Here is a 25,782-nt window from a genome sequence, read left to right on the forward strand (position 1 = left end):
CACCCTTTTTCGAGCCTTCGCTCCGCTTTGGAGCTATGTCGGTTTCAGCGCTTCAGCGCACCCTGCCCCGCCGGACCAGATTGACGATGGCAAGCAGGATCACGGCGCCCAGAAAGGCCGTCAGCAACGTCTTCGGATCGAACGCGTCACCACGCAAATGGCCGCCGCCGATCAGACCGCCGAGCAGAAACCGACCCAGAATAGAGCCGATGCAGCCCACGATGATATTCAGGAAAATGCCTTGTTGTGCGTCGGTACGCATTACGATGCTGGCAAGCCAGCCGATGATGCCGCCCACGACGATAGCGATGATGAAATCGATCATGACATTGACCCCCTACGATCATTGTTGCCCGCCAGTCTGCGGGTATGTGCTTGATAACGCGAACAGCCCCGATTGCCTAACGAATTGGCGGCGGCCCGAAGGACGCCGCCATAGGGATCAGCGGACGCTGCCGCGGCGCACCAGATTCACGATCGCCAGCAGGATGATCGCACCCAGCAGCGACACGAGGAAGCTGTACAGCGTAATCGCGTTGTTGATCGAACCGCCACCGATCAGCAGGCCGCCGATGAAGGCGCCGATGATGCCTACAACGATATTGAGCAGGATGCCCTGCTGCGCGTCGGTGCGCATGACGATGCTTGCCAGCCAGCCGACCACACCGCCGACAACGAGCCAGATGATAATGCCGATCATGTTGCAATCTCCTCCTTGGACACAGTCGAACATCGATGCGGCACCCGTTCCGACGCTCGGCCGGTCGCGGTGCGACATCGCTTCAACGATGCGATCATAATGTCGATGGAGGGCGAAAAGTTCCCGGCCGCTTCCCCGAAAGGTCACGGCCGGGACAGTGGGATCAGTTCCGGTCGGGGAACTGCTCCGGGTCGCAGGACGGGATTTAGGGGGATTGGTGCGCCGCGGTTGTGACAGACATCACAGGCGCCAAAAAAAGTGCCGAAGGCAGGCAGCGGCAGCGAAATGCGCACCGCGCAAACGAAATGGGGGCCGACATCGCTGCCAACCCCCACTATCCGGTTTCGATCGTTGCGCGTCCGTTCCGCTTCATCCCGAACCGCTGGCCTGGCGACCAGCAGCCCGCCAAACGATGCGTCGCGGCGCGCGCCGGCTCGATCCGGCGATGGTTCGGTCGGCCCCCTTTCGGGGGCCGGCCTCACCCGGAAAGCCCTTCGTCATCCGGTCTGCGCGTCCGCCGAAGCGGTCGCCGTCCAAGCGACGGTCTGCTTTCCCGTACCCGATCAGGTTCGCCTCAACTCGTGGGAATCGCGGCGTTCCGTGATCGAGCTATCGGTCAATTTCCTCGTCAACCGGCCCGTTCTCTTCTGGCTAGTCTTGCAACCACCCTTCGTGTCCCGGCGGTCCGACGTCTCTGTCGTCCGATGATTTGAAGCTGACATGAAGGCCGCGGAGCGCCAAATAAAAAACGCGCTTTCGCGCGCAGCACACGCCGCCTTCTGTGGATAAGTCCGGCATTAGCAACAAGCGGATTCGGGGCAGCATTTTTGTAACAGCGCTGCAGCATTTTCGGATTCGCCTAGAGGCGGTTTGAGCGACGACTCGCCGATCCGACTCGCCCCGCGCGACGCCGACTCGCGACTCAGCGAGCGCCCAGATCGCCCTTGCCGACGGTTCCCGACGCCATTTCGAGCATCCGGTCGAGGCTCTTGCGCGCGGCAAGGCGCAGGTCCTCGTCGAGTTCGATCTGCGGCTTCAGGTCGCGCAGCGCGATGTAGAGCTTTTCCATCGTGTTGAGCGCCATATAGGGGCAGATGTTGCAGTTGCAGTTGCCGTCCGCACCCGGCGCACCGATGAAATTCTTCCCGGGCAGCGCGAGCTGCATCTGGTGGATGATATGCGGTTCGGTCGCGACGATCAGCGTATCGCCGTCGAAGGTCTTGGCGAATTGCAGGATGCCGCTGGTCGATCCGACATAATCGGCATGATCGACGATATAGGGCGGACATTCGGGGTGCGCCGCGACCGGCGCGTCCGGATGCTGCGCCTTCAGCTTCAGCAGCTCGGTTTCGCTGAAGGCTTCGTGGACGATGCACACGCCGGGCCAGAGCAGCATGTCGCGCCCGAACTTGCGGTTCAGATAGCCGCCGAGGTGGCGATCGGGGCCGAAGATGATCTTCTGTTCGGGCGGGATCTGGCTGATGATCGTCTCGGCGCTCGACGAGGTCACAATAACGTCGCTGAGCGCCTTCACCGCCGCCGAGCAGTTGATGTAGGTCAGCGCGATATGGTCGGGATGGGCGGCGCGGAACCGCGCGAATTGTTCGGGCGGGCAGCTGTCCTCCAGGCTGCACCCGGCGTCGAGATCGGGCAGGATCACGATCTTTTCGGGGCTGAGAATCTTCGCCGTCTCGGCCATGAACTTGACCCCGCAAAAGGCGATGACATCGGCATCGGTCTCGGCCGCCTTGCGCGAAAGCTCGAGCGAATCGCCGACGAAATCGGCAAGATCCTGAATTTCGGGCTTCTGGTAATAATGCGCCAGAATCACCGCATTGCGCTCCTTGCGCAGACGATCGATCTCGGCGCGCAGGTCGAGGCCGGAGAGATTTTCGCGGACGGGAGCAGTCATGGCGGTTCCTTGTCGGTGCTTGTCGGGCGCTCCCTACACCGCCGTCAGCGCGAGGGCAAACGCGCCCGCCGCGGCTTATGCCGGCCGCGGCTGGTCAGCCGCCGCCAAGGCGCCGCGCAAGCTCCTCGACCGGCGGTGCCAATGCGAGCGAGTAGACCGCAATGCGGGTTAGCACCACCGCGAGCGCGACCCGGATCGTCGCCGGGTGCACGCGCCCGATCGTGCGGCGGTCATGGAACGCGATCAGGCCGACGACCGCGAGTTCGACGAGGCCGATCGGAATGTCGGACCAGCCGATCATCAGCGGTAGCGGCAAGACGCGCCCAAGCGCCGGTTCGAGGACGATGATCGTCGCCCCCAGCATCAGGCGCCGGTGCCAGTCGGTGGCACGGCGGCGGCGGATCGCAGCATAGACAAGCAACCCGAACGCGATCGCTTCGATTGCGGTCAGCGCGAGAAAATAGGGTGCGGTGAAAAAGGGCGGCTGGCGGTGCAGGATCACCGCGGCAAAGCCGGTGAAGATGCCAAGCCCGACGATGATCGTCGCCAGCGCGGCGCCGGTCCAGCCGAGCTGGCGGTGCAGCGTCCGGTTGCCCGCCGCCGCCAGGCGAGGCTGGACGACGAGAAGCCCGAGCCAGCCGAACATCGCCAGCGCGTGCAGATGCACCCAAATCGGTGCGGCTACCGGATCGGCCAGCCCGCGAAATGCGAACTGGGCGAATGCGACGAAGATGAAAAGCGCGAGGCCGATTGCCATACGCTGCCAGAAACGCTCGCCGGCGAGCGCGCGATTTGCGGTCGTTGCCATGCCATACCCCCCTCCGGCCGGACAGGCGGCGGAAGCTAGCGTGAAGCCCGCGCGGACGAAAGCCGAAATTTCGGTGAGGCTCAGCGCCCGAAGCGCGCCGTGACCTTGGCGTCGATCCCCGCGGCTTTGAGCGGCATCGCAAAGCTTTGTTCGATCGCCGTCCGGGCAGCATTTTCGGCGAGCCGCATCGGCGTGTCGCCGCGCGCCTGCTTGATCAATTCGGCCTGCCCCGCCTTGCGATTGGCGGCATCGAGCGCCTGTTCGGCATCGGTGAGCGTCAGAAGGATTAGCCCGTCACGATATTCGCTGATCGCATCGATGTCGATTTCCGGCCCTGCTAGGCGCAGCGGCGGCAAGGTGACGGTCAGCGCGTTGGTCGCCGCGTCCCAGTCGAGATCGGCGGGCTTCAGTTTGGCAAGATCGACCTCGTACCGCACCGTCCCCGGCATGATCAGCGTCTTCTTGGCCTCCAGCCCCAGCCGGTTCTGCGTCGAGGTCACGACCGCGACATAGCGCGCGGTGAAGGGCACGAGGACATTTTGCTCCTGAAGCCCCTGCAGGCTCGCCGCGACCACGGTTTGCGGATCATAGCTCTTCTGCCACCCATCCCACGCGCGCCATCCCAGAAAGATGGCGAGCGCCAGCAGCGCGACGATCAGGACGCGGAACGATCCCCTGGTCATGCCACCAGACGCCAGCAGTCCGCGTCGCGCGCCACCCGGCCGCGGCTTTCGAGGTCGAGAAGATGGGCGAGGACCGATCGGCCCGCGGCGCCGGTCAGGCGGGGGTCGAGTCCCTTGTACATATGCTTCACCATATCAGGGACGACGCGCGGCCCCTTTTCCAGTTCCCGCAATATCTGGCGCTCGCGCTGCCTGCGATGCCCCAGCATGCCGCGGACGAGCTGTTTGGGCTTTGCGACCGCCGGGCCGTGCGCCGGATAATAGACGCGGTCGTCGCGGTCATAGAGCTTGGCAAGGCTCGCCATATAGGCGGCCATGTCGCCGTCGGGCGGGCTGACGACGCTCGTCGACCAGGCCATGACATGGTCGCCGGTGAACAGCGCGCCGCTTTCGACAAGCGCATAGCATAAATGGTTCGACGTATGGCCCGGTGTCGCCACCGCCTCGATCGTCCAGCCGTCGCCCGCGATATGCTCACCGTCGGTCAGCACCCGGTCGGGCGCATAATCGGGATCGAAGGCCGAATCGGCGCGCGGGCCATCGTCCGAAAGCGCGAGCGGTGCGCAGCCGATGATCGGCGCACCCGTCGCCTCTTTCAGCGGCGCTGCCGCCGGGCTGTGGTCGCGGTGCGTGTGGGTGCAGAGGATCGCCGCCACGCGCTGTCCTTCAACAGCGCGCAAAATCGCATCGACATGGCCCGCGCCATTCGCGTCGGGCGGATCGCCGATGCTCATCCCCGATCCCGTGGGGCCGGGGTCGATGATCGCAACATCGCGCCCGGCACCGACGATCCATGTCTGGGTGCCGGTGAAGGTATAGGGGGACGGATTGGGCGCAAGCACGCGGCGCACCAGCGGCTCATGCTGTTCGCAGTCGCCGGCACGGATCGTGTCGGGCCAGGGTTTTTCTTCGCTCACCCTTCCCATGTGGCATCGCGCGGGCGAAAGGAAAAGCCCGCGCCCGCCGAAAGAAGGGCAAAGGGGGGGCGGAGAAAGGAAGCGGGGAAGAACCGCGCTCCCTTTCCCCGCCCCTGCCGCCGATCCCAACCGGGGAGCAAAGACCGGCGTCAAAGCTGATCCGGTTATTGGCCCTTTTCGGCCTCGGCTATGGCGCGATCCATGTCGGCGATCACCTTGGCGCGCATTTCGCCGGACATCGCGCTACGGCTGTCGGCCGCCAACCGGTCGCGCGCCTTTTTGAGCGCCGCGACCCGATCGGCCTTGCTCGCCCCGGCATCGCCGCACACCATCATCACCATGCGGTTGCGGCCGCCCTGTTCCTGTTCGTCGCTGGAAAACAGCCGAACCGATTTCTGCCCGTCCTTGCAGGTGGCCGTCGCCATCGCCTTGCCATCCTTCGAGCGCCAGGCGCCTTCGCCCATCGGAGGCATCGGCGGGAGTGGCGGCATCGGCGGCATCGGTGCCAGCGCGGTGCGGAAGCGCTCGGTGCGCTTGGCTTCCAGCTTGTCCGCTATGGCCTCGGCGCGCGCGCCGCTGATGCCCTGTTCCTTCAGCGTCGCCAGAATGTCCTCGCGCGACAGATTCCCCGGCAAGTGAAGCTCGAACCGCCGTCCCTCTCCGGTACCGGGCGCCAGCGTGACACGCGCCGCCTTGCCGTCGCCATCCGCGATCTGGCGCACGACCACGCGGTTCACTTCGCGCCGCGTGCCGTCGGCCGAGGTCGTCACGGTTTCGCTCTCGCCATCGCCCTTGGTGGTGACGATCATGATATGGTGCGGACCGTCCGCAACCGGTTCAAGAGGTGCGGGAGGGGCCGGCGGCGCTTCGGGCGCGGCGGGCGGAGCCGGCGGCGCGGGCGGCGCGATCACGCCGGCGTCCTGGATATGCGCGGTGGCGGTCCCGGCGGGGACGAGCGTCGCGGTCGCGCCGAGCACGGCCAGCGTCGCGCTGCCGACGAGAAGCTTTCCGGCAAGGCGTCGCTTTTTCGAAATATCCTGCTGCGTCAACATGGTCAGCCTCTCCTGCAGATTATCGTGAACCGCCATCGGGGCGGCAAGTGACAGGCGCGCACCGACCGCCGCCTTGGCGATCGCGGCGGCATAATGGGCGGTGCGCACGCGGCGTTCGGCGGTATCGGCTATCGTCAGCACGCGCGCGTCGCACGCCGCCTCCTGGTCGAAACGAAACGCCCGGATCGCGCGCCACGCGAGCGGGTTGAACCATTGCGAGGCGAGCAGCAGCAGCGCGGCGCTGTTTGCCCACAGATCGCCGTGGCGATGGTGCGCAAGTTCATGATCGATCGCCAGCGCGCGCTCTTCGGCGGCGTAGCGGGCGAAAAAGTCGTGGGGTACCGCCACATATCGGCTGAAAAGGCCAAAGGCGACGGGACCATCGACGGCGCCGCTCATGACGAGACGGATCGATCCGATCGGTTCGAGCGCGACCGCCTGCTCCAGTACCAGCCGCCGGAAGCGCATATGCCGCACGATCGCCGTCGCGATCAGCAACAGCGCGCCCGCCATCCACAAGGTGAACAGCAGCGGCAGCGCGTCGGCCAGCCCCCAGCTCGGCTGCGGCATCGCCGCCGGCGTCCCGATTGTCCGCGCCGCGTCGGCCGCCTCGATCAGCATCACATCGGCCGGGACGTTGGCCGCGGCCGGCGCTGCCACCGGATCGGCCAAGGGCAATGGCGGCAGCACCAGCCGCAGCGCCGGCACGAGCCAGAGCGCATAGGTCAGGCGCGGACCGAACTGGCGCGCGAAGGGCTTGCGCACCAGCAGCACCGCGAAGACGAGCAGAGCGGTGGTGACGAGCGTGTCGCCCCATATCTGGAGGATGGTCGCGCCGCTCATGATTTGAGCTTCCGGAGCAGCGCCTCGATCTCGGCGATGTCGGTGTCGGTCAGGGCTTCGCGGTCGGCGAGATGCGCGATGAGCGGGCTGACGCGGCCGCCGAAGAGGCGGTCGACGAAACGCTGCGACTCGTCGCCCACCGCCGCGTCGCGATCGACCGCCGGACGATAGAGATAACGCCGGCCGTCGGCCTCCGCCGCAACGGCGCCTTTCTGTACGAGCCGCGCGAGCAGCGTCTTGACCGTTGCCTGCGTCCAGCCATTCGCCCGGCCGACGCGCGCGGTCAGATCGGCCGCGGTCTGCGGGGCGTCGTCCCACAGTGCGGCCAGCACCTGCATTTCGGATTCGCTTGGTCGTTCCGCCACGGTGAACCCCTCCCTTCGGCTGCGACAATCTATGCGACTACAAATGTAGTCAATTGACTGAACGGTCGATGAACGGGATTTTTACGGCCGGTGTCGGGATTTTTGACAAGTCTGCGGCGCGGTAAGAAATCGCTAACCAGCGCAACCCGCCGATTTGCGCGCCGGCCCGAAAATGGCACGGCACTTGTATAGTAAGATATGTTCCCGAGTGTTCCGCTCAATGGAGCGGTGGGGGGCATCGGTCTGGTCCCTGATGCCCCCTGCCCCCACCGGGACATCCCCACTTGCCCCCGACGCAGACGGGGGGCGGAGCGGCCTTCAGGCCCCGCCCCCCGGATGCATTTCCCGCATCGATTTCGCTGTTGTTACGGCTTCAGCCCGAAGCGCGCATAATCGCGTTCGGTCGACGGCGACAGCTGGCGCGCGATCGCAAGATCGGCCGCGGCATCGGTGGCGCGGCCCAGCCGCTGGTAGACGATCGCACGCAGGAAGCGGCTCGATGCGAGCGACGGCACCTGCAGTAGCGCCGCGTCGAGATCGCGCAGCGCATCGTCGTTGCGGCCGAGGCGCAGCCACACCAGCGCGCGGCTGTCCAGAATATGCGCCGTGCTGTCCGCCAGCTCCATCGCCGAGGTGCAGTCCTTGAGGGCGCTGTCGACCGCGACTTCGCGCGATGCCTTCACCCAGCAGCGCGCGTTGAGCAGGTCGGGCGACCCGGGCTTTGTCGCAACGAGCGCATCGAGTTCGTCGATCGCGGCCTTGGGATCGCCGAATTCGCCCACCATCGCAGCCTTGGCGAGCCGGAGGTCGCTTTTCGATTTGCCGCCAAGCGCGATGCGATCGTCGAACATCCGCGTCGCCGCGGCGACATCGCCCTTTTCGGCGGTCAGCATCGCGACAGCCCCGATCGCGCCCAGCGACGAGGGGTCAAGCTTGCGCGCCTCTTCGGCATCGGCAAGCGCGCCCGCAATATTCCCCAATTCCTTGCGCACCCCAGACCGGGACAGATAGGCGTCCTCCGACGGCTGCAGCGCGATCTGGCGGGTCAGCGTCTGCTCGGCTGCCTTGTAATCGCCGATGCCGCGCTGGAACGACGCTTCGCTGATTAGCGCCGACACATTTTCCTCATCGGCCTTGGCGGCGTTGACCGCATAAATCGACCGCACTGCGTCGAGCTGCGACGTCGATGGTGCGCCTTTCAGGTTCCAGCGCCGCCGCGCATCCTCGGGCGCGACCAGTCGCGGGGTCTGACTGATGACGGTGGCAACGCGGTCGCGCTCGGCCGCGACATCCGCCGGCGCGATTTCGACGCCGCTGCTCGCCAGCACCTCGTCGACGACGACATAGCCGTCGGCCATCGTCACGCTGCGTTTGACATCGACGCCGGCGAGCCGCGCGTCGAGCGCACCTTCGCCCTCGATCTTGTAGTCACGGCCGCCGTCGGGCAGCCGGACGCGCAAACGATAATGCGCATAGTCGGGCGCGCCCGTCGCAACGGGGATATTCGCCCAGGAAGCGCGCGCGCGGTCGGGCGAAAATTCGATCAGATTGCCGACGCGCGATAGCCAGCGCTCGCTGTGATTATCCTCGCGCTCCCACCCCGATCCGAACACGCCGCGCGCGGTGATCGTCACGCTGCCGTCCGCGGCGTCGGGTTTGGCTTCCAGCTTGTCGAACTGTGCCTGCCCGACGAAATTCTGGAGCAGGCCGTTCAGCATATCCTCCTGCTCCTTGGGACCGAGCTGCGCGGTCGACAGGGTAAGCAGGCTCGCGAGCTGGCCGCGCACGACCATGTCGACCTTGATAACCGACGGCAGGTCGATGCTGGTGCTTTCGTCGGCATTGAGCGCGAGGTCGATCGTCGGACGCGCCGGACGGCGCAGCGCGATCTTCTCGAGCTCCGCCCCTTCGGCGCGCACCGGCAGGACATAGCCAAAGGCCGGCGTATCGCGAATATCGGCGAGCCGCGTGCCAAGGCCCGTCCCGTCGAGCCACAGCGGCTCGCCGCCGATCGTCGCCTTGACGATGACATGATTGAAAGCCAGCGCGGTGGGCAGGCGGCTCGCCACCGCATCGCCGAGCTGCGCATGCGCAAGCACCGGTTCGGCGTCGATATCCATCGCGTGCAGCATCGCGAGCAGCAGCAGCGTCTTCGCCTTGCAGTCGCCATAGCGGACGTCCCATGTCTTCGCGGGCGTCTGCGGCACATAATTGCCGCCGTCCATGCCCACCGCCAGATAGCGGACCTTGTCCTGCACGAGTTGCAAGGCTTTGGCGGCGCGTTCGAGCGGGTCGGTCGTCGCCGCCTTGATCGCCGCCACTTCGGCGGCGAGCGGGCTGTCGTCCGCGATGGTGCCGGCCGTCGCGTACAGCGGCGCCATCACCTTCGACACGTCGGACCAGCCCGAAAAGGTCGATGCCTCGATCAGCGGCGGGCTGCGAAAGCGCATCGGCGCGTCCGACGGCATTTCCGCCTGTTTCGCGATCGGCAGGGTGACCGGCAGCTCGTAATAGGCGCCCTTGCGCACCGGCTTCAGCGTGACGCCATTGGCGAAGGATTTCCATTGCAGCTTGTCGTCGGCGCGCCAGGACAGGCGGTAGCTGCCCGATCCGATGCGCGCGGGTTCGGCGATCAGCGGCACCGCCAGCTGCGCGCGGCCGCCCAGCGCGTCATCCTTGTTGGTAATCGACATGCGCAGCCGCAACATGTCGCCCACGCGCAGTCCCTCGACGGGCAGATTGGCCGACAGGATGCCGGTCAGCTCGCGCTGTTCGAGCGCTTCTTCGCGGCGCAATACGGTAAACTTCTGGCCGCCCGCCAGCGCGTCGATCACCTGCCCGTCGCGGATGATCGACAGTTCGTGGACGATCAGATCGCCCTTGTCCGGCGCCCAGCCGACCGTCACATTGCTGTTCTGCGCCAGTTCTTCGGGTGTGTTGAGCTTGATGACGGTGTCGGTGTAGTTCCAGACCGTCGCGCCATCGACACGCTGTTCGATATCCAGCACCTGCAACCCACCGCCCGGTGCAGCGTCGGGCAAGGTCGTGGCCTGCGCCCAGTCGGGGGCAGGCTGATAGAGCGGTTGCTCGCCCGCCAACGCCGACCCGGCCGGACCAATCAGTAAAACTACACCAGCAACACGTCCCCATCCGGCCATCGGCCTTTTCCCCTAATCAAATGCCCCAAAATAAATTCCAGCCTGCATGGGCTGACGGCGCGATGCAACCGCCATTCCATGCCAGCATGGATCTATTGGTCAGCCGGCGACGGCGCGGCCCCGCGCATAAAGGAAATAGACGGCCAGACCGCCGATGTTCCAGACGAGGAACCACAGCTGCGTCTTTGCCGGCAGGCTGAAGAAAAGATAGATGCACCCCAGCACCGCGATGCCGCCGACCACCCACGGCATCGGCGCGCGGAAGGTCCGCGGTGCGTCGGGCGCGCGGCGACGCATGATGAGCATGCACACCGACACCGCGGTAAAGGCCGCGAGCGTTCCCGCATTGGCCAGCGCCGCCAGCTCGCCGAGCGGGATGAAGCCCGCCAGCACCGCGACGACCGCGGCGGTGAAGATCGTGATCCGCACCGGCGTCCCGCGCGCCGACAGCTTCGCTAGGCTGGCGGGCAACAGGCCGTCGCGCGCCATGGTGAAGAAGATACGGCTTTGACCGTAGAAGAAGGCCAGGATCACGGTCGGCAACGCGATGACTGCGGAAATCGCCAGATAATGGGCAGCGAGCGGCTGGCCGAGTTCACGCAGGATCAGCGCCAGCGGCTCGGGGCTGTTCGCGAACCGGCTGTAGGAAATTGCGCCGACCGCGGCGACCGCGACGGCGATGTAGATCAGGACGCAGGCAATCATCGATCCGACGATCCCGATCTTGAGGTCGCGGTCGGGATTCTTCGCCTCTTCGGCGGCCGTCGCGATCGCGTCGAAGCCATAGAAGGCAAAGAAGATGATCGCCGCCGCCGCCATTACACCGCGCTCGACGCCGTCAGGCCCCATATGCTTGGCAAAGCCGAACGGGCTGAACGGTTCGAGATTGGCGGCGTCGAAGGCGGGCAGCGCGACCGCCACGAACACCGCGAGGGCGACGATCTTCACGAGCACGAGGATAGCGTTGACGGTCGCACTCTCGCGCGTTCCATAGAGCAGCATGCCGGCGACCACCGCGATGATCGCGATCGCCGGCAGGTTGACGATCCCGCCGAGTTCGGGGCCCTGCATCAATTCCTGCGGCACCCGCGCCCATTCGTGGAGCAGCGGCGCGGCATAGCCCGACCAGCCGACCGCGACCGCGCTGACGACCAGCGAATATTCGAGGATCAGGCTCCACCCGACGATCCACGCGATCAGTTCGCCAATCACCACATAGCTGTAGGTATAGGCGCTGCCCGACGCGGGGATCATCGTCGCCATTTCGGCATAGGCGAGCGCCGCGCAGGCGCAGATCAGTCCGGCGATGACGAACGAAAGGATAACCGCGGGCCCAGCCTTGTCGGCACCGACGCCGATCAGCGTCAATATGCCGGTGCCGACGATCGCGCCGACGCCGAGCGCGACAAGATGCGGCCAGCCGAGCGTGCGCGCGAGCTTGTGCTCATGCGCGTCGGGAACGATCGCCTTGCGGCGAAATAGGCTGTCGGACATGCGGCACACTCCCCTGTGTCACGATATGGCGTGTTACTTTATTGCCGACTTTTGGAACGGTCGGCCGGGGAAGGCAAGCGCCGCCTTAGGGCGCCTGGCGCGCCATCCACATCGCGCGCCCCCCCAGCCCCGCGGCAAGCGCGATCGCGAGCCCGTAAGCCAGCGGCGCCGACCACAGAACGGCGCGCGCACCCAAGACGGCACCGCCCGCCAGTCCCGCCCACAGCCCCAGATGATGACGCCACCGCCGGTCGCCCTCGCCGCGAAGCGCGTTGGCGATCTTCTGCCCCATCTGGACGAGCGTGCCCGTCATATAGGTGACGCCGACCACAGTGCCGTCGCTGCCCTCGATCGCCGCATTGACGACGCCCATCGCAAAAGCGAGCCCGAGAATGGCGACCCAGCCGGCATCGGCCACGCGCAGCAGCGCCGCGACGACCAGCAGCAGCGTCACGCACAGCAGCACCGCCGGCGTGCGCCGCCGCCCTGCGCGCGCGCCGATCAACGATCCGGCGACGACGCCGGTGACGAAAATCGCGATGATGCTGCCCGCAAGCAGGGCGGCGCGATGACCCTCCGCCACCCCGACCGCGAGGCGGGTCGAATTGCCCGTCATGAACGACACGAAAAAGCCCGCCGATTCGACGAAGCCGATCGCATCGACGAAGCCCGCCAGAATCGCGATCCCTACGGCGAGCGTGCGATAAGCCTGATCGAAACGGATCATTGGCGGATCAGAGCAAGGCTTCGATCGCTTCCGCCAAGCGCGCGTCGCGCTCGGACAGCCCGTCGGCGTCGTGCGTGGTCAACAGGATGTCGACGCGATTATAGACGTTCGACCATTCGGGATGGTGATCCATCTTTTCGGCAATAATCGCGACGCTCGCCATGAAGCCGAAGGCCTGCGCGAAATCGTCGAACCGGAACCGGCGCGTAATCGCGTCGCGCTGCGGCTCGTGCGTCCATTCGGGAAAGCGCGCGAGCAGCGCCGCACGCGCCGCATCGTCGAGTTTCTGGACCATCCGCTTTCTCCCGCTGGTAAAGACCGTATCCCCGCCATAAGGAAGGGCGCGATGAGCGACAAGGCCGCCCTTTCCCGATTGCCCGACGGCTGGACCGGCGGCGCCCCCGATGCCGATGCCTTTCACGCAATGGCCGATGCGGCGCTGGCCGCGTTGCCCGATATTTTCAAACCGCACATCCGCGGCGTGGTCGTCGCGATCGAGGAATTTGCCGACGACGAAACGCTCGCGTCGCTCGGTATCGAACATCCCTATGATCTGACCGGCCTCTACGAAGGCCGGCCGCTGACCGAGCGCAGCATCGACATGAGCGGCGGCATGCCCGACCGGGTGACGCTCTATCGCATACCGATCCTGGTCGAATGGATCGAAGGCGGCGAACGGCTCGACTGGCTGGTGCGCCACGTCCTGATCCACGAAATCGGACATCATTTCGGCTTTTCGGACGACGATATGCACGCGCTGGAAGACATGGCGTGACGCTGTTGCTTCAGCTCGACCGCATTGCCTGCATCCGCGGCGACCGGCTGCTCTTCGAAGGCCTGTCGCTGGCGCTTGCGCGCGGCGAGGCGCTGTGGCTTCGTGGTCCCAACGGTGCCGGCAAATCGAGCCTGATCCGCGTTGCCGCGGGCCTGCTCCGCGCCGCCGCGGGCACGGTGACGCGGCACGAACGCTGCGCGCTGATCGACGAAGCCGCGGCGCTCGATGCCGAACTGCCGCTGCGCCGGGCACTCGACGTCTGGGCGCGCATCGACGGCATCGACGGCCCGATGACGCAGCGCGCGATGGAGGCGATGGCGCTCGGCGCTCTTGCCGAAGTACCGGTTGCTATGCTGTCGACGGGCCAGCGCAAACGCGCCGCGATGGCACGCATCATCGGCAGCGCGGCGCCGATCTGGATGCTCGACGAACCCGCCAATGGCATGGACGACGCTGCGCGGGCGCGTCTCGTCGCGGCCATCGCCGCGCACCGCGCGAACGGCGGCGCGGTGCTGCTTGCCTCGCACTTCGCGCTCGACATCCCGGACCTTGCCGAACTGGACATGGGAGCGCGCGCATGACGGCTTTGCTCGCGCTCTTCTGGCGCGACCTGCGCCGTGCCTGGGGCAGCGGCGCGCTATGGCTGCCCGTCGTCTTCTTCCTGCTCGTCGCGACCGCCTTTCCCTTCGCGGTGGGCCCCGACGCGCCGCTGCTCGCGCGCACGGGGGGCGGCATGCTGTGGGTCGCGGCGTTGCTCGCGGCGCTGCTGCCGATCGACCGGCTGGTGCGCCCCGACAAGGATGCGGGCGTGCTCGATCAGCTTGCGGTGCGCGGCATCGCCGACGAAGTCGTCGCGGCGATCAAGATCGCCGCCCATGCGATCGGCTTCGGATTGCCGTTGCTGATTGCACTGCTGCCAGCCGCGGCGCTGCTTGCACAGGATGCGGCACGCGTCGCGACGATTGCCCTCGGCCTCGCCATCGCCATCCCGGCCCTCGCCTCGCTCGCGGTGCTCAGCGCCGCGCTCACGGCGAACCTCAAGGGCGGCAATGCGATCGGCGGCCTGCTCGTCCTGCCGCTCGCGGTGCCATTACTGATCTTCGGCGCCGGAATGCTCGATCCATCGGGCCGCGGTGCAGTGAAACTGCTCGCCGCTGCCAGCCTGCTGCTGACGGTGACAGGCCCCTTCGCGGCGGGGGCGGCATTGCGAGGCTTGCGGGAATAGCGGGTTTCGAGCGGAAAGGGGCATCTGATCCTCATCGTCATCCCGGACTTGATCCGGGATCCATTCACGCAGCGTCGGAATAATGGATCCCGGATCAAGCCCGGGATGACGAACGAATAGAGCTCCACGTCGTCATTGTGTTCCCCGGCGAAGGCCGGGGTCCAGAGTGTCGAACGCTGATGTTGATACTGTAAAGCCCTGGGCCCCGGCTTTCGCCGGGGAACACCATGCGGTTAGCGGCAACGCCCGCTTCCCATCCCAATCCATCCCTTCAGCCCATAAGAAAAGGGCCGGAGTTTCCCCCAGCCCTTTCCTTGAATTGCTTTGCCTGAAAATCAGGCGCCGGCGACGTCCGCGGTGTCGATCTTGACGCCCGGGCCCATCGACGACGACAGCGCGATCTTGCGGACATATTTGCCCTTCGCACCGGCCGGCTTGGCCTTGACGATCGCGTCGACGAACGCGTCGAAATTCTGGCGGAGCTTTTCCTCGCCGAACGACAGCTTGCCGAGGCCGGCGTGGATGATCCCGGCCTTTTCGACGCGGAATTCGATCTGGCCGCCCTTGGCTGCCTTGACGGCTTCGGCGACGTTCGGGGTGACGGTGCCCAGCTTCGGGTTCGGCATCAGGCCCTTCGGACCCAGCGTCTTGCCGAGGCGGCCGACGATGCCCATCATGTCCGGCGTCGCGATGACGCGGCCATAGTCGAGGTTACCCGCGAGCATGTCTTCCATCAGGTCTTCGGCACCGACCTTGTCGGCACCGGCGGCGAGCGCCTTTTCGGCATTGTCGCCGCGCGCGAAAACCGCGACCTTGACGTCCTTGCCGGTACCGGCGGGCAGCGTGACCACGCCGCGGACCATCTGGTCGGCGTGACGCGGATCGACGCCCAGGTTCATCGCGATTTCGAGCGTTTCGTCGAACTTCGCCGAAGCGAGTTCACGGACGGTCTTCAGCGCGTCTTCGATGCTGTGCAGCTTCGTCGCGTCGACCTTGCCCTCGAGGGCCTTCTGCTTCTTGGTCAGCTTTGCCATCGGTTCAGCCCTCCGTCACTTCGAGGCCCATCGAGCGGGCGCTGCCTTCGATGATCTTGGTCGCCTGTTCGATGTCGTTGGCGTTCAGATCCTTCATCTTGATCTCGGCGATTTCGGCGAGCTTCGAGCGCGCGATCTTGCCACCGCTGATCTTGCCGGGCTCCTTCGAACCCGACTTCAGGTTCGCGGCCTTCTTGATGAGGTAGGTTGCCGGGGGCGTCTTGGTGACGAACGAGAAGCTCTTGTCCGCAAAGACGGTGATGATGGTCGGGGTCGGCGTGCCCTTGTCCATGCCGTCGGTCGCGGCGTTGAACGCCTTGCAGAATTCCATGATGTTGACGCCGCGCTGACCCAGCGCCGGCCCGAGCGGCGGCGAGGGATTGGCAGTGCCGGCGGGCACCTGCAGCTTGATATAGCCGCTGATCTTCTTGGCCATGATGGCCTCCTTTCTTTCTGTCGCCCCGGACGGATCCGGGGCTCAAAATAAGCGGTCAAGCAGAGGGTTATCAGCCCTCCTCCCGCGCGGAATCACGCCGCCTTTCCAAAGGAGGGCGATCGCGAAGCGCGGCCGTTAGCGGGCTTTCGCCCGAAATGCAAGGAAAGACGCGCCGCGCGGCGCGATCAGGCGGCGGCCGCCGCCTGCCGGCCGCGCCGGATCTTCCAGCGATCGCGGATCATCCGCTGGCCAGGACGTTCGATGTAGCGATAGGTGAATTCGGACAGCAGCATGACGATCGCGACGAAGAGGATATGCGCCGAAAACAGGCCGTAGTCCCAATCACGGAACTTGCCGGCGACGCGCAACAGCACGTCCGCGACGGGAATATTGACGAGATAGATTGAATAGCTGCGATCGCCGAGCCACACGAGCGGCGCTGTTCCCATGAAGCGCGTCCGCAGCGCCAGGATTAGCGCCGCCGGCCAGGTCAGCGCGGTGAGCGGCAGCACCGGATTGGCTGTGCCGGTCGGGATCAGGAGTCCCGCCACGGCGATCGCCACGAGCACCAGCGCCGGAACGCGCGCAAACCGGCCGCGGTAGCGCCACAGCAGCACACCGATGAAAAAGCCGAAGCCGCCACGCGCGATGCTGTTGGCGGAGGTGAGCGGCTGGCCAGCGTGCCCGTCGAAAAGAAGCACTATACCGCTCGCCAGAATCGCGGTGCAGGCGACCGTAAGGACCGCCCGTCGCCCCGCGAAAGCCGCCGCCGCGAAAAGAATATAGCAAAAAACCTCGACCGAGATCGACCAGGATGGGCCATCGAAGGTGCGCGCGACCGGCTCCGTAAACACCTGCAGCATGAACAGATGCGCAATGAAGGTACCGACGTTGTTATACGGCATCCACCAGAAGGTTGCAGCGCAGCAGACGAGCATGAACAGGTGAAGCGGGTATAGGCGCGCGATGCGTGCCACGGTGAAATCGGCAAGAGCGCGCGTCGACTGCAGCGATTCGCCGAAACGATACACATGCGCGAACACGAAACCCGATAGCAGGAAGAACAGATCGACTGCAGTCCAGCCATTGTCACGCAGCCACGCTGCTACCGGACCGCCCCAGCCGTCTTCGAAAACAGCGCGTTCGAACAATATCTTGGAATGATATCCGAAGGCGACGGCGCAGGCGGCAAGCCCACGCACCCCGTCAAGCTGCTTCAGTCGCCCGATGGCCGTGCCGTCCGTTCCCATTCGAAAAGCAGCCCCCTTCTGCGGCGCGCGCAATCGCTATCGCACGGCATCCGGGCGATAGCGCACCAGGCCTTCCTGCACCACGGTTGCGATCAGCGTGCCGTCCTGGCGATAGATCGACCCGCGGCACAGCCCGCGGTCACCGCCGGTCCACGGGCTGTCCATCACGAACACGAACCAGTCGTCGACACGAATATCGTCATGAAACCACATCGCATGATCGAGGCTGGTCGACACCATGCCAGGCGTCCAGAAGTTGACGCCGTGCGGCAGCATCGCCGACGACAAAAGCCCCATGTCGGATGCGAAAGCGAGGAAACCGCGATGGAGCAGCGGATCGTCGCCGATCGGCGCGGCGACGCGGAACCACTGGTAATGCTGCGTCGCCTTGGCCGACGCCGGCGGGCGATAGCTGCGCACCTCAAACGGCCGCCGCCGCGCCATATGGGCAAGATGGCGGTCCGAAATATTGGGATCGGCAGCGATGAAATCGGTGAAGTCCCAGCACTGCTCGGGCGGCAGCAGGTCGGGCATCGGCACCTGATGCGACAGCCCTTTCGCCGGAATCTGGAACGATGCGGTCAGGTTGAAGATCACCTTGCCGTCCTGGCGCACGACGACACGACGGTTCGAAAAGCTGCGCCCGTCGAAATCGCGGTGGATGCGGAAATGCAGCGGCTTGGTTTCGTCGCCGCCGCGCAGGAAATAGGCGTGGAGCGAATGCACCTGCTTTCCGGTCTCGACCGTGCGCGAAGCCGCGAACATCGCCTGCGCGATGACTTGCCCGCCGAAAATCCGGTCGCGCGCGGTGGTCGCAAGGGCGGGATAGGTAAATTCGTCCTCGACGCCGGGCACGGGGTCGAGATCGAACAGCCGCGCGACCGCCGCGACGACCTTCTCGGCCGAAACACCAGCGTTGATTTCGCGTGCGCGTGCAATGCGAGCCTGAATCTCGTCCTGACTCAGACTCATGCGATTATCCCGTGCTGCGAAGAGCGACGGCCGACGGCCATCACTTCATCCGTTCGACCTGCTCGAAATCGAGCTCGACCGGCGTTGCACGGCCGAAGATCGATACGCTGACCTTGACGCGCGCCTTGTCGAAATCGAGTTCTTCGACCACGCCGTTGAAGCTCGCGAACGGGCCTTCGAGCACCTTGACCTGATCGCCGATTTCGTAATCGACGCGAATCTCGGTCTTCGGGCGCGCAGCGGCTTCTTCCTTGCTGTTCAGGATACGCGCGGCTTCGGCTTCGCTGATCGGCTGTGGCTTGCCCGACGACCCCAGGAAGCCCGTAACCTTCGGCGTATTCTTGACGAGGTGATAGACATCGTCGGTCATCGTCAGCTTGGCGAGCACATAGCCGGGGAAGAATTTGCGTTCGGACTGAACCTTTTTGCCGCGCTTGACCTCGGTCACCGTTTCGACGGGCACTTCGACCGCCTCGACGAAATCGCTGAGTCCAAGGCGCTCGGCTTCGGTGACGACCGAATCGCGAACCTTGTTCTCGAAACCCGAATAGGCGTGAATGATGTACCAGCGCGCCATCTGTGCGTGTCCTGTCCTGAAATTGGGTGTGAAGCGCGGATCAGCCCGCGAGCGACGTCAGCCAGCCGACGATCAGCTTGAATACCGTGTCGACGCCGAAGAAGAACAGCGACAGCAGGATCGTCATGATCAGAACCATGATCGTCGTCTGCATCGTCTCGCGGCCCGTCGGCCACACGATCTTGCCGGCTTCCGCCTTTACCTGGTTGACGAATTCGCCAATTTTGGGCCTCGCCATATCGATCGTCCCGTCCTTCATGCGTCTCAGTTCACGGCCAGATGGGTTGCCGCCCCCGCCGCGTCAAGCACGGCTTCAGGCAATAGTCCGCCCACCCTCCCCGAGCATGTCGGCGAAAGGCGGAAGGAAAACGGCGCATCTGTCCGAATGGGCGGCCTTTAGCCGCGCGCCAGAGCCTTGGCAAGCGATTGCCGCATGGCACCCCGCCCCGGCCCGGGATATCGCGCCATGCACGCGCCCACAGAAAGCTGGCCGGGAATTTTCGGATCGGAACCGAGCGGCATGGCGCGCCACGCCGCGCCGACGAGCCACGCGAGCCATCGCAGGAATATTATCCCGGTTTCAAGATGTTCCGGAACGGTCGCCGAGGGACCGTGGTGCCCGGGGGCGGGATCGAACCACCGACACTGCGATTTTCAGTCGCATGCTCTACCAACTGAGCTACCCGGGCACGGGCTCCACAAGGCCGTGCGGCCTGTTCGGGAGCGGCGGCTATAGGCAGGGGTTTCGATCCTGTCCAGAGCCTTTGTTGCGCAAATTTTGTCCTGTCATTCATCCTCGAAACGGTCGCCGTCGAGGCCCCCGTCGGGCGCCTGATCGACCGGTACGCGATAGCCTTCGTCGAACCAGCGATTGAGGTCGCGGTCGCGGCAACCGCGGCTGCAAAAGGGCTTGTAGGTCTCGTCGCGCGGCTTGCCGCACAAGGGGCAGCGGCGCGATCGGGCGGCGGCATTACTGGGCATGGCCCGTTCCTTTCACTTGCGCATCGGCGGCGATCGCGACCGCGCGCCCGGCGCGCCGTTCGAGCATCGCGACCCAGTGCGGGTGCGCGCCGATCCATTGGGCAACGGCCGGTCGCGCCGTGAGTTGCAGCGGTCCGGCACCAACCGCGCGCTCGGCCTGACGCAAGAGCAGCGCGGCATCGGTCGCCACGGGATCGAAGCGAACCTGCTCGATCAGTGACGGACGCTCGCGGCGCCGGATGATCTGCAGAAAGCCGAACCCGTTGGTCGCGGTGCGCTCGAACGGCTGCGGGAAATACGCATCGACCCAGCCATCGACCGCCTGCCGCTCGGCGCGGCCGGGCAGCGAGGGAAAATCGATGCCGATCGAACCGCCGATGTCGCAGCAGCGCACCACATGCGCCGCAGCGGCGGCGCCGTCTTGTGCCAGCGCCAGCGGATCGCCATCGCCGTCGATGTCGATGAGCAGCATCGCGGGCGTGGCATCGACCCACAGCGCGCCGCCGGCGAACGGCCAGTGGCCGGTGCGGACATGATCGATCAGATCGGACCAGCCCGCGTCCTCGAGCCGGTCGGGGCCGGTCGGCGCCAAGTCGGTCACCGGCAGGCCGCTCGCGGCGATGCGCGCGCGCAGGTCGGGGCCGTCATCTGGCGCGGCGTCGCTAAGCCGGCCGCGCGCGGGCTTGTCGCGGCCGCGCTCGCGCAGCGCCATGCGTATGATCTCGACCGCCAGCCGCGTGCCGAGCGGAACGCCCTTCGCCGCCACGGTTGCGACGGGATCGCCCGGCAGGTCGAGCCGCACCACCCCCGGTTCGATCAACCGCCCGGCGACAATAGCACCGACACGCGGCCGCTCGCCCTCGCGTTCGATCCGCGCCTCGATAATATGACCGTCTTCGATCAATGCGGCCCGCGCCTCGCCGATGCCGGCTTCGTATAGCCACTCAGCCAAGTGGCACTCCGGCACTCGTCAGCAGCGCGCACGTCTCGAAGATCGGCAGGCCGACGACGTTGGAATGGCTGCCCGAAAGGAAGCGCACAAACATCTCGGCCTTGCCCTGGATGGCGTAGCCGCCGGCCTTGCCCATCCCCTCGCCGCTCGCGACATACCAGTCGATCTCGGCGGGCGTCAGCCGTTTGAAGGCGACGACGGTATCGGCGACGCGAACGCGCGGGCGGCCATCCGCTCCGACAACACAAACCCCCGAATAGACATGATGGCGCCGTCCCGACAACAGGCCGAGCATCCGGCGCAGATCGGCCTCGTCGGCTGGCTTTTCGAGAATGCGGCGCCCGACCGCGACGGTCGTGTCGCCCGCCAGCACCACCTCGTCCGCCGAGCGGTCGACGGCGCGGGCCTTGCTCTCGGCGAGGCGCGCGACATAGGCGCGCGGCAGTTCGCCCTTCAGCGGGGTTTCATCGATGTCGGGAGCCGCAATGCGCGCCGGCTCGAGACCGATGCGCGCCAGCAGCTCGCGCCGACGCGGCGACGTCGATGCGAGCACGAGCGACGGTGCGGGCAAGATCGCCGCCCCGCTCACTTGAAGCGATAGGTGATCCGACCCTTGGTCAGGTCATAGGGGGTGAGTTCGACGAGCACTTCGTCGCCCACCAGAACGCGGATGCGGTTCTTGCGCATCTTGCCGGCCGTATGGCCCAGAATTTCATGGTCGTTTTCCAGCCGGACGCGGAACATCGCATTGGGCAGAAGTTCGACCACCTGGCCGCGCATTTCGAGAAGTTCTTCTTTCGCCATCTATCCTCTATGGGCTCGAAATTTAAGGATGCGCGCCCATAGCTCCAAATGCGCGCAATTGAAAGCCATCTGTCGCGGCGGCGTCAGGACACGAGTTTCAGTTTGCGCGCGACGCGCCAGCCGACGGTCTTTGCCCGGGCATAGCTCGGCCAGCGTGGCGGCATTGCGGGGTTCAATCCCATCCGGCGCAGCGCGGCGTTGGCGGCATGGGCTTCGGATTCGCGGTAGCTCCATTCGCTGCGCCAGGTGATCGAGAGCGAGATCGAGGGCGCGTCGCCGTTGCGGACATAATGCGGCGCCATCACCGGCATCAGCACCGCATCGCCCGGCGCGAGCGGGACCGCCTGTTCGGCGCCTTCAAAGCCATCTTCCCACGGCAGGTTGCGGTGACCGCCGGTGTGGTAGCGTTCGTGCTCAATCCGGTGGGCAAAGCGTTCGTCGCCCGCAGGCCAGACGTGCATCACCTTGCTGCCGCGAAGCTGGAGCAGGATGTTGTGCTCGGGATCGAAGTGATAGGGCGTGATCGATCCCGGCGACGAGATGAAGACGAACCCCTGCGGTGTCAGCATCGCGCCGGTCCGCGGCGAAACAACGGGTTCCAGCTCGCCGAGCAGATCCATCAACAGCGCGCGATAGGCATCGACCGTTTCGATATTCTTGAGCACCGCCCAACTGCGGTTGCTATCGATGGTGCGGATCGTTTCGGCAATCGACAGCCCGTTCGATGGCACATCCTCGGGCCGGATACCGACAGGCAGATCGCCCGGATTATATTCGACCTGCGACCCCGGCAAAGTGTCGGCGAGCGCCGCCAGCGCATCGAGCGAGAGCAAGGGATGGTCGGGCAGGTGGTGGTGCAGCAGCCCCGCCTGCGCCGGATAGAGCGCGGCCATGCGCTCCAGCGTTTCGGGCGGAAAGACACGAACTTGGTCGGTGGATTGCGCGGTCATGACGGATCCTGTTCGATCGGCGGTTTGGGGGCGGCGCGCTTCAGGCGGCGCCATATTTTCTCGGCACGCGCCAGCGCGCGAAAGCGCCAGCGGTCCGAGGCGCCCGACAGGGGCGCGTTGATCCACACCAGCCGGCGCCGTTCGCGCCAGACGCTGTCGATCATCGGATGATCGGGCGCCGCGCAGCTGTCGACCCATGCGACGCGCGCGTCGGCGAGGATGTCGAGATTCGCCTGCTGAAGCAGCACCCCGGGCGAGAAGCGGGCATATTCCTCGTCGAAGGCGGTCTTGAAGGAAAAGGCGCCTGGTGGCGTCACGAAATTGATCAGCAGCGCGATCGGCCGCTCGCCAAGATCGAGCGCACGCATGTCGAGCCGGCCCGCCTCGGCCGCTGCGGCAAGGATCGCGCGGAACCAGGCCTCGGTTTCGCTCTGGCTCGCGAGCGCCGACCCCGCGCGCCCCTTCCAGCCGCGCGCTTCGAGGTCGAGGAAAGCATCGATCCAGCCCTCGATCGCGTCGCCGCTGCGCCACTGGCGAAATGTCAGCGGCCCCAGTTCGGCAAGGCGGTTGGCCTGACGCCGCAATTCCTTGCGCTTCTTGCCGCGCATGGCGGCTTCCCAATAGGCGGCCGGCGACAGGTCGCTTTCGAGCAGCGCGCGCTCCTCGCGGTGGACCGCTTCGGCCTTGTCGCCGCGCCCGCGCACGACTTCGGCCAGCGCGCGATGCAGCGGGCCGTCTTCGGTCAATCGCGGCACCTGAACCAGCGTTTGCGCCCACGGCGCAGCATCGCACCAGCCAAGCAGGATCGACCAGAAAAGCGTTTCGCAGCCCGCGCGCACCAGCGGGGCGCCGTGAAAATGATTGGGATGCGCCCAGCCGACAACATGGCGGAGCGGCAACGGGCCGTAGCGCGCGGCGGGCGCCAGCGGCATCACTCCGATCAGCGGCCCGTCGCTGCCCGTCATCACCATCACCAGCCGCGCCTGCCGCTCGGGATCGAGCAGGTGCAGCGCCGATTGCAGGCACCAGCGTTCGACGAAGGGATTGGGCTCGCTCGCCGCCGCGGCCAGGCCGTCCCATGCCGCGGCAAGATCGTCCGACAGCGCGAGCGGATCGACGACGCGAACGGTCAGCGGCGCGGCTTCGGCGGCATGGGTCGGAAAGGCGGGATGCACCGTCATCGGCGGCGAGCCTAGCAGCGAGTTGTTAAGAAGCGGTGGCGATTCAGCGGCTTCGCACCACGCGCGCCTGCCGAGAAACTAGATACCAAAAAGCTTCGCCAGCGACTTTTCCAGCATGAAAAATTGCCAGATCAGCCGCCCATGATCGCGGCGGCCCGACTGGTGCGCGGCGACAACGCGTTCGATCTCCGCCATGTCGAACCATCCCGTCCGCGCAAGTGTTCCCGAATGGGCAAGCGCGCGCGCCTGTTCGGTCAGCGCGCCGCGGAACCAGTGCGACACCGGCGTCACGAACCCCATCTTGGGCCGGTACAAAATGTCGTGCGGCAGATAGCGCTCCATCGCCTGTTTCAGGATCGCTTTCCCCGTCCCGCCCTTCACCCGCATCGCGGCGGGGAGCGAGGCGGCGAATTCGACGAGCCGGTAATCGAGCAGCGGCTCGCGAGCCTCGAGGCTGACCGCCATGCTCATCCGGTCGGTCTTGGTCAAAATGTCGCCAGGCAGCCAGATCTTGAGATCGGCATATTGCGCGCGGTCGAGCCGTTCGCGCGCCGGCGCCTCGGCCATCGCCTGCCAATAGCGCGTTTCCGCGACATGATCGCCGAGCGCGCGGATCGCGGCATCGTTGAACAATCGTGCGCGCTGGTCGGGGCCGGTGACGCCGACCGCTTCCGCGTAGCCTTCGGCGCCACTCTTCGACAGGCTGGCTAATGTCGCGCGGGCGCGCAGCGGGCGCGGCGCCCAGTCCATCTGCGGCCAGACGCGGGCGAGCGGCCCCAGAAGATTGCGCCGCAGCACGGCGGGGATCAGCGACCGCAACCGTTCCTCCTGATGATGGAAGACCAGCCGGCGATAGCCCGCAAACGCCTCATCGGCGCCGTCTCCCGACAGCGCGACCGTCACCTCTTCGCGCGCCAGTTCGCAGACGCGGTAGGTCGGCAGCGCGCTCGCGTCGGCGAAGGGTTCGTCGAACATGTCGGCGATGCGATCGACCAGCGCGAAATCGGCGGCCGCGACGGTGCGGGTGCGGTGGTCAGTGGCGAAGCGGTCCGCGATCGTCGCCGCATAGGCCGTTTCGTCGAGCGCCGCCTGATCGAAACCGATGGTGCAGGTCTTGACCGCCTTCGCGCTCGCCTCGGCCATTAGCGCCACCACCGCGCTCGAATCGACGCCGCCCGACAGAAAGGCGCCGAGCGGCACGTCGGCGACCATCCGGTCGGTGACCGCGGCGCGCATCAGATGGACGAGATGCTCGGCCGCCTCGCCTTCGCTGGCGCGGATGCGGTTCGAAAAATCGGGCGACCACCAGCAGGTCGGGGCCGGAAACTGCTTGCCGCGTTCGAGCAGCAGATAATGGCCCGCGCCCAATTTGCTGACGCCCGCCATGATGCAATTGTCGTCGGGCACATAGCCCAGCGCCAGAAAGTCCTCGACCGCCGACAGATTGGCCTCGCGCCGCAGCAGCGGATGCCGCAGCAGGCCCTTGAGTTCGGACGCAAAGGCGATCGATCCGTCCGACAGCCGCGCGAAATGCAGCGGCTTCACGCCCAACCGGTCGCGCGCCAGGAACAGGCAGCCCCGCTGATGGTCGTGGATCGCAAAGGCGAACATGCCATTGAGCCGCGACAGGCAATCCGGACCCCACTGTCGCCACGCCGCCAGAATCACCTCGGTATCGCCGCTAGTGCGAAAGCGGTGGCCACGGTCTTCGAGTTCGGCGCGCATCTGACGGAAATTATAGATTTCGCCGTTGAAGCTGATCGTCACCGCCTCGTCGTCGCTCGCCATCGGCTGCGGGCTGCCTTCGATATCGATGATCGACAGCCGCAGATGCCCCAGCCCGACACCCGGCGCGGTCCATTCGCCCGATCCGTCGGGACCGCGATGGCTCATGGGATGCAGCATCGCGCGCAGCCGCGCGGGATCGACGGGCTTGGCCGTCTCCAGATGATAAATGCCCGCGATCCCACACATATAGGAAGCAGC

Annotated in this window: 28 protein-coding genes and 1 tRNA gene; 3 read left to right on the top strand and 26 right to left on the bottom strand. The window is 66.0% G+C overall.

Annotated elements, in window-relative coordinates; translation table 11 throughout:
• Positions 1-52: 52 nt before the first annotated feature.
• The 12 genes from ACT17R_RS13860 to ACT17R_RS13915 all read right to left on the bottom strand — a co-directional run bounded on the left by ACT17R_RS13860 (position 53) and on the right by ACT17R_RS13915 (position 12,954).
• Complete coding sequence (locus tag ACT17R_RS13860) at positions 53-325, bottom strand: GlsB/YeaQ/YmgE family stress response membrane protein (RefSeq protein ID WP_058812897.1); 273 nt, start codon at positions 323-325, stop codon at positions 53-55.
• A gap of 117 nt (positions 326-442) precedes the next feature.
• Positions 443-697, bottom strand: coding sequence for a GlsB/YeaQ/YmgE family stress response membrane protein (locus tag ACT17R_RS13865; protein WP_058812925.1), 255 nt, complete (start codon positions 695-697; stop codon positions 443-445).
• Positions 698-1,622: 925 nt separating this feature from the next.
• Positions 1,623-2,612 (bottom strand): quinolinate synthase NadA, encoded by a 990-nt coding sequence (gene nadA, locus ACT17R_RS13870; RefSeq protein ID WP_058812896.1) that lies wholly within the window; start codon positions 2,610-2,612, stop codon positions 1,623-1,625.
• Between the two features lie 94 nt (positions 2,613-2,706).
• Positions 2,707-3,420, bottom strand: coding sequence for a hypothetical protein (locus tag ACT17R_RS13875; protein WP_058812895.1), 714 nt, complete (start codon positions 3,418-3,420; stop codon positions 2,707-2,709).
• Positions 3,421-3,500: 80 nt separating this feature from the next.
• The gene (locus ACT17R_RS13880) at positions 3,501-4,103 is read right to left on the bottom strand and encodes a DUF4230 domain-containing protein (RefSeq protein ID WP_341680446.1); all 603 of its coding nucleotides are present in this window, start codon (positions 4,101-4,103) and stop codon (positions 3,501-3,503) included.
• Positions 4,100-5,029, bottom strand: a complete 930-nt coding sequence (locus tag ACT17R_RS13885) for an MBL fold metallo-hydrolase (RefSeq protein ID WP_444809619.1) — start codon at positions 5,027-5,029, stop codon at positions 4,100-4,102. Before ACT17R_RS13885 ends, ACT17R_RS13880 begins: the two co-directional genes overlap by 4 nt.
• Positions 5,030-5,184: 155 nt before the next feature.
• Positions 5,185-6,915, bottom strand: a complete 1,731-nt coding sequence (locus tag ACT17R_RS13890) for a M56 family metallopeptidase (RefSeq protein ID WP_444809620.1) — start codon at positions 6,913-6,915, stop codon at positions 5,185-5,187.
• Complete coding sequence (locus ACT17R_RS13895; RefSeq protein ID WP_286750758.1) at positions 6,912-7,280, bottom strand: BlaI/MecI/CopY family transcriptional regulator; 369 nt, start codon at positions 7,278-7,280, stop codon at positions 6,912-6,914. The genes ACT17R_RS13890 and ACT17R_RS13895 overlap by 4 nt, the downstream gene beginning before the upstream one ends.
• A 365-nt stretch (positions 7,281-7,645) precedes the next feature.
• Positions 7,646-10,378, bottom strand: a complete 2,733-nt coding sequence (locus tag ACT17R_RS13900) for a DUF3857 domain-containing protein (RefSeq protein WP_444809621.1) — start codon at positions 10,376-10,378, stop codon at positions 7,646-7,648.
• Positions 10,379-10,537: 159 nt separating this feature from the next.
• Positions 10,538-11,932 (bottom strand): amino acid permease, encoded by a 1,395-nt coding sequence (locus ACT17R_RS13905; RefSeq protein WP_341682446.1) that lies wholly within the window; start codon positions 11,930-11,932, stop codon positions 10,538-10,540.
• Positions 11,933-12,017: 85 nt separating this feature from the next.
• Entirely contained in the window at positions 12,018-12,659 is a 642-nt protein-coding gene (locus tag ACT17R_RS13910) for a YoaK family protein (protein ID WP_444809622.1), read from the bottom strand.
• A gap of 7 nt (positions 12,660-12,666) precedes the next feature.
• Positions 12,667-12,954, bottom strand: a complete 288-nt coding sequence (locus ACT17R_RS13915) for a 4a-hydroxytetrahydrobiopterin dehydratase (RefSeq protein WP_062901993.1) — start codon at positions 12,952-12,954, stop codon at positions 12,667-12,669.
• A 51-nt stretch (positions 12,955-13,005) separates the two neighbouring features.
• Between ACT17R_RS13915 and ACT17R_RS13920 the strand changes: the two genes are divergently transcribed.
• The 3 genes from ACT17R_RS13920 to ACT17R_RS13930 are packed head-to-tail and all read left to right on the top strand — an operon-like array spanning position 13,006 to position 14,659.
• On the top strand, positions 13,006-13,434 hold the full coding sequence (locus ACT17R_RS13920; protein ID WP_058812887.1) for a metallopeptidase family protein: 429 nt from the start codon (positions 13,006-13,008) through the stop codon (positions 13,432-13,434).
• Positions 13,431-14,015, top strand: coding sequence for a heme ABC exporter ATP-binding protein CcmA (gene ccmA / locus ACT17R_RS13925; protein ID WP_444809623.1), 585 nt, complete (start codon positions 13,431-13,433; stop codon positions 14,013-14,015). Before ACT17R_RS13920 ends, ccmA begins: the two co-directional genes overlap by 4 nt.
• Positions 14,012-14,659, top strand: a complete 648-nt coding sequence (locus tag ACT17R_RS13930; RefSeq protein ID WP_444809624.1) for a heme exporter protein CcmB — start codon at positions 14,012-14,014, stop codon at positions 14,657-14,659. Before ccmA ends, ACT17R_RS13930 begins: the two co-directional genes overlap by 4 nt.
• A 335-nt stretch (positions 14,660-14,994) precedes the next feature.
• Here the strand turns inward: ACT17R_RS13930 and rplA are convergent, their stop codons facing one another.
• The 14 genes from rplA to ACT17R_RS14000 all read right to left on the bottom strand — a co-directional run bounded on the left by rplA (position 14,995) and on the right by ACT17R_RS14000 (position 25,770).
• On the bottom strand, positions 14,995-15,693 hold the full coding sequence (gene rplA / locus ACT17R_RS13935; RefSeq protein WP_003049148.1) for a 50S ribosomal protein L1: 699 nt from the start codon (positions 15,691-15,693) through the stop codon (positions 14,995-14,997).
• 4 nt (positions 15,694-15,697) lie between these two features.
• Positions 15,698-16,129: a 50S ribosomal protein L11 gene (gene rplK / locus ACT17R_RS13940; protein WP_003049146.1), complete on the bottom strand. Its 432-nt coding sequence runs from the start codon at positions 16,127-16,129 to the stop codon at positions 15,698-15,700.
• Between the two features lie 185 nt (positions 16,130-16,314).
• A complete protein-coding gene (locus ACT17R_RS13945) occupies positions 16,315-17,379 on the bottom strand; it encodes an acyltransferase family protein (protein WP_444809625.1) in 1,065 nt (354 codons plus the stop codon).
• A 36-nt stretch (positions 17,380-17,415) separates the two neighbouring features.
• Entirely contained in the window at positions 17,416-18,351 is a 936-nt protein-coding gene (locus tag ACT17R_RS13950) for an acyl-CoA thioesterase (protein ID WP_320249086.1), read from the bottom strand.
• Between the two features lie 40 nt (positions 18,352-18,391).
• Entirely contained in the window at positions 18,392-18,928 is a 537-nt protein-coding gene (gene nusG / locus ACT17R_RS13955; protein WP_003049140.1) for a transcription termination/antitermination protein NusG, read from the bottom strand.
• 40 nt (positions 18,929-18,968) lie between these two features.
• Positions 18,969-19,166 (bottom strand): preprotein translocase subunit SecE, encoded by a 198-nt coding sequence (secE, locus tag ACT17R_RS13960; protein ID WP_040590458.1) that lies wholly within the window; start codon positions 19,164-19,166, stop codon positions 18,969-18,971.
• A 375-nt stretch (positions 19,167-19,541) separates the two neighbouring features.
• Positions 19,542-19,617: transfer RNA gene (locus ACT17R_RS13965), tRNA-Phe, on the bottom strand.
• 97 nt (positions 19,618-19,714) lie between these two features.
• The gene (locus ACT17R_RS13970) at positions 19,715-19,909 is read right to left on the bottom strand and encodes a DNA gyrase inhibitor YacG (RefSeq protein WP_003049134.1); all 195 of its coding nucleotides are present in this window, start codon (positions 19,907-19,909) and stop codon (positions 19,715-19,717) included.
• A complete protein-coding gene (locus ACT17R_RS13975; protein ID WP_444809626.1) occupies positions 19,899-20,861 on the bottom strand; it encodes a ribonuclease in 963 nt (320 codons plus the stop codon). Before ACT17R_RS13975 ends, ACT17R_RS13970 begins: the two co-directional genes overlap by 11 nt.
• Complete coding sequence (locus tag ACT17R_RS13980; RefSeq protein ID WP_444809627.1) at positions 20,854-21,450, bottom strand: Maf family protein; 597 nt, start codon at positions 21,448-21,450, stop codon at positions 20,854-20,856. The genes ACT17R_RS13975 and ACT17R_RS13980 overlap by 8 nt, the downstream gene beginning before the upstream one ends.
• Positions 21,447-21,665 carry a translation initiation factor IF-1 gene (infA, locus tag ACT17R_RS13985; protein ID WP_003049127.1) on the bottom strand — a complete coding sequence of 73 codons (219 nt, stop codon included), beginning with the start codon at positions 21,663-21,665 and terminating at the stop codon, positions 21,447-21,449. Before infA ends, ACT17R_RS13980 begins: the two co-directional genes overlap by 4 nt.
• Positions 21,666-21,748: 83 nt before the next feature.
• Positions 21,749-22,615 carry a cupin-like domain-containing protein gene (locus ACT17R_RS13990; RefSeq protein ID WP_444809628.1) on the bottom strand — a complete coding sequence of 289 codons (867 nt, stop codon included), beginning with the start codon at positions 22,613-22,615 and terminating at the stop codon, positions 21,749-21,751.
• Positions 22,612-23,796 (bottom strand): GNAT family N-acetyltransferase, encoded by a 1,185-nt coding sequence (locus ACT17R_RS13995; RefSeq protein WP_186403352.1) that lies wholly within the window; start codon positions 23,794-23,796, stop codon positions 22,612-22,614. The genes ACT17R_RS13990 and ACT17R_RS13995 overlap by 4 nt, the downstream gene beginning before the upstream one ends.
• A 78-nt stretch (positions 23,797-23,874) precedes the next feature.
• Positions 23,875-25,770 (bottom strand): XrtA/PEP-CTERM system amidotransferase, encoded by a 1,896-nt coding sequence (locus ACT17R_RS14000; RefSeq protein ID WP_444809629.1) that lies wholly within the window; start codon positions 25,768-25,770, stop codon positions 23,875-23,877.
• Between the last annotated feature and the right edge of the window lie 12 nt (positions 25,771-25,782).

The organism is Sphingopyxis sp. Q841, assembly GCF_052384365.1.
In the GTDB taxonomy this organism is placed as follows: domain Bacteria; phylum Pseudomonadota; class Alphaproteobacteria; order Sphingomonadales; family Sphingomonadaceae; genus Sphingopyxis; species Sphingopyxis terrae_A.